Annotated in this window: 12 protein-coding genes, 1 tRNA gene and 1 pseudogene; 10 read left to right on the top strand and 4 right to left on the bottom strand. The window is 35.3% G+C overall.

What is annotated here, in order from left to right; genetic code table 11:
• Positions 1 to 21: 21 nt before the first annotated feature.
• Together guaB and rsmA are read right to left on the bottom strand one after the other, a co-directional pair.
• Positions 22 to 1515 carry an IMP dehydrogenase gene (gene guaB / locus ACQH2O_RS01560; protein ID WP_425385234.1) on the bottom strand — a complete coding sequence of 498 codons (1494 nt, stop codon included), beginning with the start codon at positions 1513 to 1515 and terminating at the stop codon, positions 22 to 24.
• A gap of 116 nt (positions 1516 to 1631) precedes the next feature.
• The gene (gene rsmA, locus ACQH2O_RS01555; RefSeq protein ID WP_425385376.1) at positions 1632 to 2444 is read right to left on the bottom strand and encodes a 16S rRNA (adenine(1518)-N(6)/adenine(1519)-N(6))-dimethyltransferase RsmA; all 813 of its coding nucleotides are present in this window, start codon (positions 2442 to 2444) and stop codon (positions 1632 to 1634) included.
• A 78-nt stretch (positions 2445 to 2522) separates the two neighbouring features.
• Between rsmA and ACQH2O_RS01550 the strand changes: the two genes are divergently transcribed.
• Positions 2523 to 2595 (top strand) — tRNA-Thr (locus ACQH2O_RS01550).
• 24 nt (positions 2596 to 2619) lie between these two features.
• Positions 2620 to 3348 (top strand): triosephosphate isomerase, encoded by a 729-nt coding sequence (locus tag ACQH2O_RS01545; RefSeq protein WP_015588848.1) that lies wholly within the window; start codon positions 2620 to 2622, stop codon positions 3346 to 3348.
• Between the two features lie 74 nt (positions 3349 to 3422).
• Here the strand turns inward: ACQH2O_RS01545 and dprA are convergent, their stop codons facing one another.
• Complete coding sequence (dprA, locus tag ACQH2O_RS01540) at positions 3423 to 4511, bottom strand: DNA-processing protein DprA (RefSeq protein WP_425385233.1); 1089 nt, start codon at positions 4509 to 4511, stop codon at positions 3423 to 3425.
• Between the two features lie 61 nt (positions 4512 to 4572).
• On the opposite strand from dprA, the gene ACQH2O_RS01535 reads away from it, so the two are divergent.
• The 8 genes and pseudogenes from ACQH2O_RS01535 to ACQH2O_RS01500 all read left to right on the top strand — a co-directional run bounded on the left by ACQH2O_RS01535 (position 4573) and on the right by ACQH2O_RS01500 (position 11867).
• Positions 4573 to 4947, top strand: a complete 375-nt coding sequence (locus tag ACQH2O_RS01535) for a ferredoxin family protein (protein ID WP_010082601.1) — start codon at positions 4573 to 4575, stop codon at positions 4945 to 4947.
• Between the two features lie 193 nt (positions 4948 to 5140).
• Complete coding sequence (locus ACQH2O_RS01530) at positions 5141 to 5926, top strand: hypothetical protein (RefSeq protein ID WP_425385232.1); 786 nt, start codon at positions 5141 to 5143, stop codon at positions 5924 to 5926.
• 79 nt (positions 5927 to 6005) lie between these two features.
• A complete protein-coding gene (locus ACQH2O_RS01525) occupies positions 6006 to 6959 on the top strand; it encodes a D-alanine--D-alanine ligase (RefSeq protein ID WP_010082603.1) in 954 nt (317 codons plus the stop codon).
• The gene (locus ACQH2O_RS01520; RefSeq protein WP_010962363.1) at positions 6940 to 7698 is read left to right on the top strand and encodes a cell division protein FtsQ/DivIB; all 759 of its coding nucleotides are present in this window, start codon (positions 6940 to 6942) and stop codon (positions 7696 to 7698) included. Before ACQH2O_RS01525 ends, ACQH2O_RS01520 begins: the two co-directional genes overlap by 20 nt.
• 877 nt (positions 7699 to 8575) lie before the next feature.
• A complete protein-coding gene (locus ACQH2O_RS01515; protein ID WP_010082605.1) occupies positions 8576 to 9682 on the top strand; it encodes a D-alanyl-D-alanine carboxypeptidase family protein in 1107 nt (368 codons plus the stop codon).
• Positions 9683 to 9799: 117 nt separating this feature from the next.
• Complete coding sequence (locus tag ACQH2O_RS01510; RefSeq protein ID WP_264711491.1) at positions 9800 to 10096, top strand: DMT family transporter; 297 nt, start codon at positions 9800 to 9802, stop codon at positions 10094 to 10096.
• Positions 10097 to 10112: 16 nt separating this feature from the next.
• Complete coding sequence (locus ACQH2O_RS01505; protein ID WP_006279756.1) at positions 10113 to 10457, top strand: DMT family transporter; 345 nt, start codon at positions 10113 to 10115, stop codon at positions 10455 to 10457.
• A 266-nt stretch (positions 10458 to 10723) separates the two neighbouring features.
• Positions 10724 to 11867: pseudogene (locus ACQH2O_RS01500) on the top strand (transposase).
• Positions 11868 to 12008: 141 nt separating this feature from the next.
• Here the strand turns inward: ACQH2O_RS01500 and putA are convergent.
• The gene (gene putA / locus ACQH2O_RS01495) at positions 12009 to 15149 is read right to left on the bottom strand and encodes a bifunctional proline dehydrogenase/L-glutamate gamma-semialdehyde dehydrogenase PutA (RefSeq protein WP_190321123.1); all 3141 of its coding nucleotides are present in this window, start codon (positions 15147 to 15149) and stop codon (positions 12009 to 12011) included.
• Positions 15150 to 15229: the final 80 nt, after the last annotated feature.

Raw genomic sequence — 15229 nt, 5'->3', positions numbered from 1 at the left:
TTTCTCTCTACTTTTTCTGGACTACTCCGAATCGGTTGACAAATTGGACGTTTGATAAGCATAATTTGGAGCTTCTTGTGTAATGACTATATCATGAGCGTGACTCTCTCTTAATCCTGATGCAGTAATAGTAACAAATTTACAATTTTTTTTCATCTCTTCTATATTCCTATTACCAGTATACCCCATTGCAGCTTGCAATCCGCCAATCAATTGATGGATTACTCCTGAAGCTGGACCTTTGAATGGAACTCTTCCTTCCACTCCTTGTGGAACTAATTTGAGTTTTGAATCTTTATCTTGAAAATAACGGCTAGCTGAACCTCGTTTCATTGCACTAATAGATCCCATTCCTCGATAGCCTTTATATGCTCTGCCCTTATACATAATAATCTCACCTGGGCTTTCGTCAGTGCCAGCAAAAATCGAACCAATCATCACAGAGTCAGCACCAGCTGCAATAGCTTTTGCAACATCTCCTGAGTATTTTACCCCACCATCAGCAATTAGTCTGACGTTTCTTGCTCTACACGCCTCTGCAACATTCTTGATTGCAGAGAATTGTGGCACACCAACACCTGTAACTATTCTGGTTGTACAGATTGATCCTGGTCCTATTCCAACCTTCACTGCATCAACACCCGCATCAATCAACGCTTCAGCAGCCTCCTTTGTTGCAATGTTTCCGCCAATTAATTGCGTATTAGGATACATCTTTTTTATTTCCCTAATGGTATTGATAACGTTTTCGGAATGACCGTGAGCAGTATCCACAACAACTACATCAACTTCTTCTCCGATCAAAGCTTCACATCTGTCTATACCATCTTTTTTACCAGTGCCAATTGCAGCGGCAACTCTGAGACGCCCTTTACTGTCTTTACATGAATTTGGGTATCTATTGTATTTTTCAATGTCTTTAACCGTAATTAAACCTATACAACAAGAATTTTCATCTACGACCAAAAGCTTTTCTATTCTATTTTCATGCAACAATTTCATTGCTGAGGCACTATTCACTCCCTGCTCCCGCACTGTCACTAACTTATCTTTTGTCATCACTTCGGAAACTTTTACATTCATGTTCTGGTCTTCAATAAATCTCACATCTCGGTTAGTTAAAATTCCAGCTAACTTGCGTTGATCGACTACAGGAATGCCAGAATAATTGTGCTCTCTCATTAATGAAATTGCTTCCGCAACTGTTTTATCCGGTGAAATCGTAATTGGGTTATACACGATCCAACTTTCATATTTTTTCACCCTTCTCACTTCTAAAACTTGTTCATCTATTGATAAATTCTTATGTATGCAACCTATCCCTCCATGTTGGGCAATAGCTATTGCAAAGCCCGATTCAGTAACAGTATCCATTGCAGAGGATATGAGAGGGATATTTAGTTCTATACTATTTGTTAAATAAGTTTTTGTATCTGCATCGCAAGGCAATATATTAGAATAGGCTGGCAAAAGAAGTATATCGTCAAACGAATAACAAGCTTCCATTTTTTTCATAGGCTTTATTTAAAGCTTATACGCCAATTAATTAAATTGCAATAGGCAAAATTAGCTAGGAGCCTTTAATTGTATAGCTCTAACTGTTTTTAGGAGATAGAAAAGCTATATAGTTGCTAATACATTTTATTGCACAATAAGCATTCTACATTATTTGCCAGCAAACAGAACTGCTCAATAGTTAAGTTTTCTGGACGTTCATTTCCACTCAATTTAGCGTTTTCAAGGACAGTTTCAGCGTGGTTCGTTATATTTTGCAAGCTATTTCTCAGCATCTTTCTTCTTTGAGCAAAAACAGCACGTATTAATTTTATTAAGGTTTCCAAGTTTACTACAAACTTTGGGGTAGGCAAAGGATTTACTGTAATTACTGAAGAATGTATTTTTGGTCTTGGAAAAAACTCTTTAGGTTCAATATCAAATTCCTTTTTTATATCGCATAGTAACTGGCTTAGCACTGATAGAGGACCATAATCTTTAGAATTGGGTCTTGCTGTAATGCGATCTGCTACCTCTTTTTGAAACATTAATGTCAAACTCGTAAAAAATTTTATACTATCTAACCACTTTAAAAATAACGCTACCGAGATATTGTAAGGCAAGTTAGCAATAACTTTAACTGGGTGCTCTATCAGCTCTTCTTCTATAATATGCAGTGCATCCGCTTCTATAATTCTATACTTTCCTTGATGCTCATTTAGCAGTTGGTCATGGTGTTTTACTAAATCTCTATCTTTTTCTATAGAAAGTAGAGACTTTGGATTATGCACCAATATTTCTCTTGTTAATGCACCATATCCAGGACCAATTTCAATGACATTAAAATTTTCCAGACTACCAGCTAAAGCGACGATTTTTTTTGTTATCTCACTCGATAAAATAAAATTTTGCCCTAGACTCTTTTTTGGCTTCAGTAAAAATTTTTTTATATTATTTTCATTATACAGTATTTTAAAAATTAGTTGACGAAAATTCATTGATAATTGTATATTATTAATGTGTTTAACGCCGGCTTAGCTCAATTGGTAGAGCAACTGACTTGTAATCAGTAGGTTGTCAGTTCAAGTCCGACAGCCGGCACTCTCGCCCATATAAGTAAAGTTGATGTCCTTTTTAATAGTAGCAAATTGGAAAATGAATGGAATGCGTTCTTCATTTGTTGACTTTATAGGCAAACTTAACAACAAGAGCAACGAAATTACCTCTAAGCTAGTGATTTGCCCTCCTTTTACGTCATTTCCAAGCAGTATAGAGTTGAACAATAATATTAATATAGGAGCACAGAATTGCCATCATAAAAAGTTCGGTTCTTACACAGGTGAAATTAGTGCAGAAATGTTAAAAGAACTAGGGTGTACTTACGTAATACTTGGGCATTCTGAAAGGGCTAATGAAAAAGATAGTGAAATAAAACTTAAGTCGGAAATAGCAATAGAATCAGGCTTACACCCAATTATCTGTGTGGGTGAAAATTCAGAAGATTATAAGAATGAAAAAACAAAAGAAGTAATAGAATATCAATGCAAAAACCGTTTGCCAACACACGGTGAATATACCGTAGCATATGAGCCAATATGGGCAATAGGCACAGGTCATGTGCCAAATAATGATGCAATTGCTAAGGTGATAGAGGTAATAAAATTGTGTACTAGTAAAAAACACATTATATATGGTGGTTCAGTCAGTTCAGAAAATATAGAAAATTTGCTCAGTATCTCAAATTTATCAGGAGTTTTAATTGGCAGTGCAAGCTTAGATTTCGATCACTTTTATAAAATTATACAACAAGTTGAAAAAAAGTTTTCTCTTATCAATTCTAAAATCAGCAACTAAGAATCCTATAACAAATGGCATCATTTCAGTGTCAAGCATATGTCTGTACGAGCATCTAGTATAGCTAAAGTAATCTAGAAAATTAACGATATTTTATTCCCCGGTGAACGCTCTATTTTGTTTTCCAACTCTAGTTCTAAAAGAGACATTAGAGCTATGTTGGTAGAAAGTCCGCTTGCTAATATAAGTTCATCTATATCAACAGGTACAGAGTTAATATGATCAACTATAACAGATTTTGCCTGTTGTAATTTTTCTTGTTTTTGGTTAACAAAATGGTGCTCAACATCAAATAGGTTTTTTTGCTGCGGAGGTAAACTAAACCTAATACTCTCTATTATGTCATCAGCGGATTCGATAAGCTTAGCACCGTTTTTAATTAAATAATTACTACCACTACAGCGTGAATCTAAAGGGAAACCAGAAACTGCAAACACCTCTCTCCCTTGATTTAAAGCAAAATCTGCTGTTATTAGAGAGCCAGAACGTTTCGATGCTTCAATCACTGCAACACCTAGCGATAGGCCAGATATAATTCGATTCCTTTGAGGAAAATACTGAGGCTTTGGTTTAGTAGCAAATGGAAGCTCAGTAATTACTAACCCACCGTTCCCAGTGATTTTTTTGTATAGATCAAAATTCTCTTTTGGATACACCACATCAATTCCGCTTGCTGTAACAGCAATAGTGGGATGATTTTTGTATATTACACTGTTTGCTGCAGTATCAATTCCTCTTGCAAGTCCAGAAACGATAATAAAACCAGCTTCGCTTAAATCAAGTGCCAACTTATTGGCAAAATTTCTTCCATTCATTGAAGAGTTACGCCCACCGATTATTGCAATTATCTCACGGCTTAATAATGATATATCACCAAGCGCAGTTATTACAGGAGGACAACTAGGGATATTTCTTAAAAGATCAGGGTAATCTGGGTCACATGCGGGTATAATTTTAGCTCCAATTCTTTCTGCATTATTGATTTCTTCTCGTGCATCTTGAATGCCATACACCTTATCATTAGCCACCCTATTGAGATATTTTAGCACCTCATCTAGCGATCCGTGTGTTCTTAGTATACTAAAAAACTTTATTGGTCCTATGGTTCTAGCCAGGCTTAACCATACTTCTAATTCTTTGTTGTTCAATTTATTTATCTTCATAAAAAGCTTGAATTTCTTATCAATTTAGTGTACCCAAGATAATGCAAATATACAGTGTTTTATGACGCATTTTGTTACAGATAAATGCATAAAATGTAAATATACAGACTGCGTGGAAGTATGTCCCGTTGACTGCTTCTATGAAGGCAAAAACATGCTCGTGATTAACCCAGATGAATGTATTGATTGCGGAGTGTGCATACCTGAGTGTCCAGTAGATGCAATTGTAACTGATGATTCCATAAAAGATATTTTAGAACTAGATGAAGAGTTGCTGAGCAGCGAACAAAAAACTTTCAAGTTATTTTACGATATAAATGTAGAATACTCACAAAAGTGGCCAAATATCACAGCTAAAAAGCAACCCCTCTATACTGCAGAAGAGTATAAGGAAAAAAAGGATAAAACAGCTTATTTTGATGAAAATTTAGAATAATGCTACTGAAGGAAAAGAAACTTTTTGTATTTCAGGGTTGTTGTTTTTGGTTGCTGAAAATAGTTGCGTTATCTAAGTTGTTATGCTGATAAATTAGTATCGATTAATTTAAGGATTAAGGAAAAAGGCTTATTGACTTTTGAAATATTTGATTATAAAACTAGCTGTTAGCATTAAATCTTGGGGGTAAGTTATGAGTATAAATAAAAGAGAAACCATTAAAAAGATTGAAGGGTTACTTTTTCAAGCGGACGGTAATCTTGAAAAAGCATGTGATCTATTATCAACAGTAGAGTTAACCGAAGATGATATTAAAATATTGCTGGAAGAGATGATAAAAGAGTATCATAGCTTGTTTGAAAAGATTTCTTGGAGTTGTGGAATTACTGCAGGCAGTGCACAAGATGCCAACGCAAGCAGCTTCAACGAAGTTTTTAAGCTAGGTTCAAAAGAGTTAGCATTGGCAATGACGTCAGATCTCAGAAAGTCTTATGATCAAGAATTATTTAAGAAATATAAAAAAGAAGAAATGTCTTATCCTGAAGGAGAAGGAGTACAATTTATTAGAGAATTGAGAGTTCTAAGTAGAATACTTACTATATCTTTAATAAGGAAACTTGATGAAGTTTACAAGTTTACTCCAGAAGAAATTGAGCGTTTGAAGGAATATATGTTAGTGAGCAACTATGATATAAGCAAAAGTCTTTCTGATATAGACAAATATATGCATGCACTATCTGCCTTAATTAGAAACTCTTCACTTGATACAAAAAAGATATTTGAGCTAAATAATCGAATGATAATACACACTACAGCCTTAATTGATTTAGTAACTAGTGGAGTAGTGAAAAAAGAAGAAGCAAAAGAACAATCTGCTGAGGATTTAGAAAAGCTTATCTGTGAACAGTATAAAGGTGCAGCAAACACGCCACTACCGTTGCAGAGCACGCTATTTGAAGTGGATAAAAAAAGTGCTTGAAGAAAGTTTATAGTTAGCCAAAGTAGGTATTTAATAAGCTTAATGTAACCATTATGTATGCTATATAGCAAAACATAGAATGCTTATGATTCCAACTATAGCAATTTTAAGTGGTGGATTTTCTTGTGAGAGAGAAATATCGCTTATGAGCGGAAAAGCAGTGAAGAAGGCGCTCGATAGCCTTTCATATAATGCAATAGAAATAGATGTTGACAGCAATATTGCTGAAAAGCTTAAAAAAATTAATCCGGGCCTTGCTTTTATCGCTCTGCATGGACCTTATGGTGAAGATGGCTGCATTCAAGGTTTATTGGAAATCTTAGGTATAAAATATACACACTCAGGAGTTATGGCTTCTGCCGTTGCTATAAATAAAGTGATGTCAAAGCATATATTTCGATCCCTTAATATCGACACTCCAAAAGGTTATGTAATTAGCCGAGAAGATGTACTAAAAAATAATATTAAAATCGATTATCCGTACGTCTTAAAACCAATTAATGAAGGTTCAAGTATTGGAGTGTACATAATTTTCTCGCACGAGGATTACTTAGAACTGAAAAATAATAGTTCTACTATAATGGAAAAGATGATCGTAGAAGAATACATACCGGGCATAGAGTTACATACTGCTGTATTGCTGGATGAAGCAATTGGCACTATAGAAGTACGACCAAAAAATAAATTCTATGATTATGAAGCAAAGTATACAGATGGATTTGCAGAACATATATTTCCTGCTAAAATTCCTGACAATATATATAAAATGACCTTGGAACACGCACTGAAAATACATCAATTTTTAGGATGCAAAACTATTTCCCGCTCAGATTTCCGTTATAATCCCAAAAATAACACTTTAAAAATGCTTGAGATTAATACACATCCTGGCTTTACTGAGTTATCGTTAGTGCCAGAAATTGCAAAATTGGCAAAAGGAATCAATTTTAATGAATTAGTTAAAATTATTATTGAAGATAGTTTGCAGCACAAAAATATTAGGGATTTAAGTCATGTTGAGCAGTATTACTAGAAGCCAAAGGAGTTTTTTGCGTAAGTGTGCCTTGGTTGTTATCACAGCACTTTTTCTTACGCTAATACTTTACAGCTCACTTGATAAAATAATAAATCGATTTAATTACTACTTTACTTGGTACAATGACTGCCTATCTAGTTTATTACTCAGTAGTGGATTTTCAATCGACGAAGTAGTCGTGAGCGGCAATAAATTTACAAACAAAAAGGATATTCTAAGTTTGACAGATAGAACGCAACCTATCCTGTATATATCACTTTCAAAACTTGCCGGTAACATACAATCCGTAAGCAGATGGATAAAACACGTAAGAGTTCACAGAATTTTGCCCAATACTCTACACATTAATATAGATGAGCATAAACCGTTTGCTCTCTGGAAAGATAATAACAAAACCTCGGTAATTGATTTTGAAGGTAAAGTGATCGTAGATGACTATCTAGTAGATGATCTTGTTGTAATTACAGGACAAAACTCATTATCAAACCTAGAATTTGTTAAAGATGTGTTAGAGAGTAAAACTCAATTAAGTGACCACATTTCTTCTTTTGCTTATATAGGGAATAGAAGATGGAATATCATACTTGATAACGATTCCACAGTAAAACTGCCTGAAGATAACCCTTATAGTGCATGGGACTATTTAAACCACTTACACAATACAACTGATTTTACTTTCAGCGATTGGAGTATTATTGATATGCGTATTACTGATAAAATCTTTGTGAAGAGGTGATCTGCTGTAATCCAAGTAGCCCCTTTTCCTGTCATCCCAGTGCCCAGACACTGGAATCCCGCCGCGAACCGTCATACCGTCACGAACCGTCATACCGCGATTCATTCGCGGTATCTCTTAACATAGATCCCTTATTTAACCGCCATACCTTAACATAGATCCCGCTAACACGTAGCGGGATGACGAGGTTATCGTCATGTCACCGCGAACCGTCATACCGTCACGAACCGTCATACCGCGATTCATTCACGGTATCTCTTAACATAGATCCCTTATTTAACCGCCATACCTTAACATAGATCCCGCTAACACGTAGCGGGATGACGGTTGTCGTTTAGCTATAAATATTTAAGAAATTTACCAAACGAAAAAAAAGGCAAAAGAAGCCCCGTGGTTGGCTAATTACTTACATTATACTTTCAAGTATGGCGTTTTTTTATTCTAAACGCTTAATAACCGCGATTTAGCTGCTTTTTAATGCAACTAACCTTTAGTCATAAATGTTTAAGAAATTTACTAAACAGAAAAAAAGGCAAAAGAAACCCTAGGGTAGCTAGTTATTCACTATCCATTTTTTAAGTTGGCGTTTTTTTATGTTTTAAATGCTTTATAAGCGCATTTTAGCTTATATTAGGTAAAAACCTAGAAATTTTATAAAGACATAAGGTGCACATAGTGCAAAAAATTAAACATGAGACGCCAGATACGTGAGTTTTTTTGTCATTTAATCTGTACAGAGAAGATAAATAAATAGCTTCAGTTTCATGATAAGGGGGCTGGCGAGGTTTGTCAAGGAATTTTTATGCAAGAGATCTATTGAAATGCCCCTGTAAAATTATACTATTAATTAGTACACTATAAATTTAAAATTATAGATATGTTAAGCAGATTGGTAATTTTGCTATTAGTTTTTATACTTCCTTTTTCTTCATACTCATACCAGTTTAGAACCAAAGCAAAGCAAGCAGTAGTCTTAGATTTAGCTTCAGACTCATTCATTTTTGACCATAATTCTGATGAAAAAATGGCCCCATCTTCAATGAGCAAGCTAATGACTTTATATATAGCCTTCGATTATCTAAAAGCTGGAATAATACACATGGAGGATAAATTTCGAGTAAGTAGAAAAGCGTGGGAAAGGAGAGGCTCTTCTATGTTTTTGAAAGAAGGTCAATCCGTTACGGTGAGGGAATTACTTGAAGGAATTACAATAGTCTCAGGCAATGATGCCTGCATAACACTAGCCGAGGGCATTGCAGGATCAGAAGAGAATTTTGTGGCTGAAATGAATGAAGTTGCACAAAATTTGAATCTGAATGACAGTCATTTTGTCAACTCAAGCGGGTGGCCAGATGAAGATCATTTTATGAACGCAAAAGACTTGGTAATGCTGGCAAAAAGGATTTTCACCGATTTTCCTGAATATTATGATTTATTTTCCGAACAATATTTGACATATAATGAAATTGTACAAAAGAATAAAAATCTTCTACTTTTTCACGATATTGGGGTTGATGGCTTAAAAACCGGTTATACAAATGCTGGTGGTTACGGCATTGTAGCATCTGCAAAACGAAATGATAGGAGAATTTTTGCTGTCGTAAATGGTTTAAACACTGAGAAAGAGCGAATAGAAGAAGCAAAAAGATTGATACAATACTCCTTAAATCATTTTAACACTAAGAAAATATTCGTTAAAGACAGCGTAGTTGAGGAAGTAAATGTTCTCTATGGAAAAGATAGAAAAGTGCCTATTACAGTTGCAAACGATGTTACCATAACTTACAACCGCAAATTGCATGACCAAATTAAGGTGCGTATTGAATATAAAGATATGATACCTGCACCCATTAAAAAAGGTCAAGAAGTGGGCAAAGTTTTTGTAGAAATACCAGGTATTGAGCAACAAACTACACCACTTTATGCAGCAAATGACGTGCAGGAATTGAATTTCGTAGAAAAGTTTTTTAGGATGTTGTTTTAAGTTTGATATTAAAGCAATTCCGAAAGAGAGATCTATTGCACTTTAGTGTAGTTTTAACTAACAATTTCTGTTACAATACAAGATTGAAATGTTACGAAAATGTGCTGGTTGTATTTGTTGCTGTCTAGTATCCTAGAGATACTGTGGGCTGTAACGCTAAAGTTTAGTAACAGTTTTACTAAAGTTGTGCCTTCGATTGCAACATTGGTAATTATGATCATTAGCATTTACTTTTTATCTCTTGCAGCATGCTTTCTACCTATTAGGGTATGCTATGCAGTTTCCTCTGGAATATGCACAATTGGAATAACTATAATTGGTGCAACCACTTTCACAGAGAATATTAATTTATCTCAAGTTTTATGTATCGTTTTAATTGTAATAGGAAGCATAGGGCTAAAGCTCTCTATTTAAACCTAAAAATTTATGCATGAATTGGATATATTTACTCTTATCGTCACTAATTGAAGTGTTCTGGGTCATAACACTTAAGCATAGTTATGGATTTACTCATCTCGTACCATCAATAATTAGCATACTCTCCATGGCTCTTAGTACATATTTACTTTCGCTCGCTACACGTTCTATACCTATCGGAGTATGCTATGCAATTTGGACTGGAGTGGGCGCTATAGGAGCTTCGATACTTGGAGTTTACCTATTTGATGAACCAGTTAATTTATTCGAAGTAATATGCTTTATTTTAGTTACATTCGGGATTATAGGATTAAAATTGTTTGATACTGCAAAACAAACTGTTGATAAAATGGAATAAAAGATCCCACTGGGATGAAAGAAGCAGATACTCCATATTGTCATGCAAATTGGAATCCAGACTTTTTTCTATATAGCATGGTGAAGACGGGAAACCGTAACCGTTCACACAATGGCGTCAACTTAAGGAAAAATGTCAGAGATTGTGTATAAAATTTCTCTCCAAATTTTTTATCATTAAATTATCCAAAGAGTGCAAGGGACAGCACTTTTGTTTCTGTTTTATTTCAACAAAGAAGTCTAAAATGTGTCCTTTTTAGGTGAAATATGCAAAAAGGAAAAAACCTTATTCTACAAATTAAAAATATAATATACTCGAAAACTTTTCAGAAAATCCATTGTGTTGAGTTTTACACGAACAAGAAAACTTCCTTTTTCGACAGTATTTTCTATGATTTTAAAGTTAGTTAAAAAAAGTTTGGGAATAGAATGTGAACTTATGGAGCCATTGACATGTACCCTCAAAGCAAGCTTTTTCTAAAGCAAGATATAAGATTTGCCATACAGGCTTTCAAGAATTTAAGCATCCAAACAGCCTATCAGGATGAACCTGAGTTGGAGAGGCTATAGACTTATTGCAGCAGATGGTTCTGGTATGAGATTACCCAGCTCTGGGGAAATTGTATCCGAGTTTGAACCAAATGGAACAACAGGCACCATTGGCAATTTGTTTGTTGATTTGTGTACTTCGCTGATTTGCAGTGCTCGTCTTGCAGCTTGGAATATAGGTGAACAAACGTTGGCGGCAGAGCAATTACCCGAAGTTATCACTCAAATGCGTTTATTAAATCAAGAGAAATTATTATTTATCTATGATCGTCTTCAGTAAAATTCATTCAGCAGCATTATAATTTGGAAGTAGATTTTATTTTTCTCTTGCAAAAAAGAAATTATAGTAAGCTATGGGAACGCTGGCGAATTAGATTTTGATTTTATATTAGAAAATGAAAAGCTAAAAAATAAAATGAAAGGACAGAAAGTAAGAGTTATAGTGCTGACATTAGCCAACTGAGAAACAGAGTTTTTGACCGAGACTTTGGAGCAAAGCTTATGTGTTAAGGTGGCACATAGAGAAGTGCTATAAACGACTCAAAGTAGGAGCAGAGTTAGAGAATTTTTCTGGAGAGGCTGTATTACAAGAATTTTGGGCAAACTTGGTCATGTGCAATATATTATCGCTTCATATATGTGATGCACAAGGGCCTTGGAACCCAGATCAAATTACTGAGTATCGTTTAAATTTTTCAGTTTTATTTAGTGTAATGAGACAGAAACTCTATCAGGTACTTATTGCGCCAAAAAACTTTCAAGCCCTTTTTAAGTATACGCGCTAAAGTTAAAATCCGACCGGGACAGCCGCAATAAAGTAGATAAGCCTAAACGCCATCATGTCTTTAGGAGAGTTTGCTAATGAAAGTTCTTAAGTTGACGCCATTGGCTGAACGGATACGATTTATTTCAGTGCATGAGCTGGTCCTTTTCGGGTTTTAGCGCTGTGTACATAACTGCACGAACGTCTAGTTTAGGGGTAAGAAAAATTAGGGCCCGCAAATTAATCCAAACACATAAGTGTAGTGTTACCACCAAATGCTGTAGTGTTAACACTTACAACTTTTTCTGTAGAAAAACGCTGTAAATAATGAGGACCACCAGCTTTTGGCCCAGTGCCAGATAGTCCTCTACCACCAAATGGTTGTATCCCAACTGCTGCACCTATCTGGTTACGGTTGATGTAGACATTTCCAACTGATATTTTTTTACTTATAGTGTCAATTTGACTTTGTATACGACTCTGCAAAGAAAACGTAAGCCCATATCCAGTACTATTTATATCACTTATAACTTCATTTAATTGTGACTTGTTAAAACGTATGATATGTAAAATAGGACCAAATACTTCTTGCTTTAATTGCGAAATTTTTTGTATCTCATAAATATATGGAGGAAAGAAATAACCATTATGAGAATTTGTATCCATGGGTACTTTAAATAACAGATTTGAATCTTCGTCCTCTGACATTTTTTGCGTATGTTGAGTTAGCATATCGATAGATGCTTTGTCAATTATTGGACCAATATCAGTACTAAGTTGTATTGGGTCACCAATCTTGAGTTCTTGCGCTGCACCGCATATCATTTTTATCTGCTTCTCTGCTATGTCCTCTTGAATAAACAGCACTCTAAGTGCAGAACAGCGTTGACCACTGCTACGAAACGCAGAAAGCAAAGCATCCATAGCCACTTGCTCTAAAAGAGCAGAGCTATCAACTATCATAGCATTGAGCCCTCCTGTTTCAGCAATAAGTGGCACAATAGGACCATCCCTATTTGCAAGCATTTTATTGATTATTTGAGCAGTTTGTGTTGAGCCAGTAAAAGCTACTCCGGCAATTCTATTGTCTGGAACTAATATTTTGCCTAAATATCCACCATCCCCAGGAATGAGGTGTAACACATTCTTTGGTATCCCAGCTTCATGTAGTATCTTAACAGCTTCGTAGGCAATAATCGGCGTTTGCTCTGCCGGTTTTGCCAGCACTGCATTACCTGCTGCAAGTGCAGCTGAGACCTGCCCAATGAAGATAGCGAGCGGAAAATTCCACGGTGATATGCATAAGAAAACTCCTCTGCCTTCAAAAAAGATGAAGTTATCTTCACCTGTTGGGCCCGGCAATTTTTTCCAGTCGCTCAGTTCATTTTTTGCTATCATTGCATAATAACGCAGAAAGTCGATTGCCTCTCTTACTTCTGCTATTGCATCGGATAAAATTTTTCCTGCTTCCACAATCAGAATGTAAATTAACTCTTTCATCCTTTCCTCAAGCAAATCTGCAGCTTTTTCAAGGCATTTAGCGCGCTCTTCTGCTGAAACATTCTGCCACTTAGCAAAAGCACTGTGTGCTATTTCAAGAGCGTTTAAAGCTTGATCGCTTGTTGCACTTGACACTTCTCCAATTACATTTTCCAAATGTGCAGGATTCACTACTTCGATAAATTCAGCATTATCAAATAGTGCTTTTCCATCAATTATTGGTCCAATTTGCCACTTTTTTTCACTAAAACCCTTTATATCATCTGCAAATTGTGAGACTATCACAGAATCACTAATATCCATCCCCAAGGAATTTTTTCTTTCTGGTCCCAAAATATCTTGTGGTAATGGAATGCCTGGATGAGGTTCATAATTAAAATTTATAGCTTTTTCCAGTGGATCTGAAATTAACTCATCGATTTTAACGTTAGGATCACTTATTTGATTAACAAACGAACTATTAGCTCCATTTTCAAGAAGGCGTCTTATAAGATAAGGCAACAAGTCACTATGTTCCCCAACGGGTGCGTAGACACGACAGCTAACATTTGTTGCAAGCTCTGACATTGCATAATCATATAAGTCTTTTGCCATTCCATGTAAGCGTTGAAATTCAAATCCAGGGTGGTTTTTATCAGCAAGTTCCATGATAGAAGCAAAAGTATAGACGTTATGAGTTCCAAAGCATGGGTAAAAGCTGTTTGGTTTACTCAAAAGTTTCTGTGCGCACACGAAGTAAGATACGTCAGTATAGCTTTTTCTTGTAAATACTGAGTAATCATTTAATCCCAATTCTTGCGTACGCTTGATTTCTGAATCCCAATATGCACCTTTTACAAGCCTCACCATAATTTTGTGCTTTGATCGGATAGCAACATCTTCAACAAAGTCAAGAACAGATAAAGCGCGCTTTTGATATGCTTGCACAGCCAAGCCAAGCCCTTCCCACTCAGAAAGTGATTCATCAAGCCGTAATTGTTCAAACAAGATTAAGGACATTTCAAGCCTTTCTGTTTCTTCTGCATCTATGCATAATGAAATGTTGTATTTTTTTGCTTCATGACAAAGTTCTAGCAGTTTAGCTCTCAACTCTTCAGCTATATTATCGAATTGACCAAATTCATAACGTGGATGTAACGCAGACAATTTGATTGAAACTCCATGCGATTTAAAACAATCATTTATTTCAGTAGATTCACCTATAGCTTTTATTGAGTGCATGTATGAATTAAAATACTCTTCTGCATCTTCAGCTGTGTGAGCAGTTTCGCCAAGCATATCAAAAGAGTATAAAAACTTACTATTGTCATCTAGTTTTGCATACCTTAAAGCTTCTTCTATGGTTTCTCCAACAACAAAATGATTACCAAGCATAGACATTGCTTGTTTTACTGCTTTGCGAATGATCGGTTCTCCTAAATTCTTAAGTAACTTAGAAATTGCGTAATAGAACTTCGAATCGCCTTCATTATCTCTCAATATACTGCTACCTATCATCAAGCTCCATGTGGAAGCATTGACAAACAACGAAGAAGAGTGCCCTAAATATTTATTCCATTCCTGATTGGCAATTTTATCTTTGATTATTTCGTCTATTGTATAATCATCTGGTATTCTAAGTAGTGATTCAGCAAGGCACATCAATGCTATTCCTTCATCATTGGAAAGCGAGTATTGCTGCATAAAGGAATCTACAATACTTAATTTATTGTGTTTGATTTTTTCAATAACTTGTTTTGCAATATTATAAATTCTATTTTTTGAATCAGCCGAAAGCTCTGCTTTTTCTACAAGATAACGTATATAACTCTTTTCATCAGTACGATAAAATCCTTGTAAACGTTTTCTGAGTTCATTAGGTTCTTGTATAGAGCTTATCATATATAATTATCTCCAAAAAATACTCCGACACCATATGTATGGTGAAATTATATCATAACTTTGCGCAGAGCAAATTGCTA

The organism is Wolbachia endosymbiont (group B) of Schoenobius gigantella (assembly GCF_964031005.1).
In the GTDB taxonomy this organism is placed as follows: domain Bacteria; phylum Pseudomonadota; class Alphaproteobacteria; order Rickettsiales; family Anaplasmataceae; genus Wolbachia; species Wolbachia pipientis.
The sequence above is the reverse complement of the archived record's forward strand: the minus strand, read 5'-3'. Positions and strand labels throughout refer to the sequence as shown.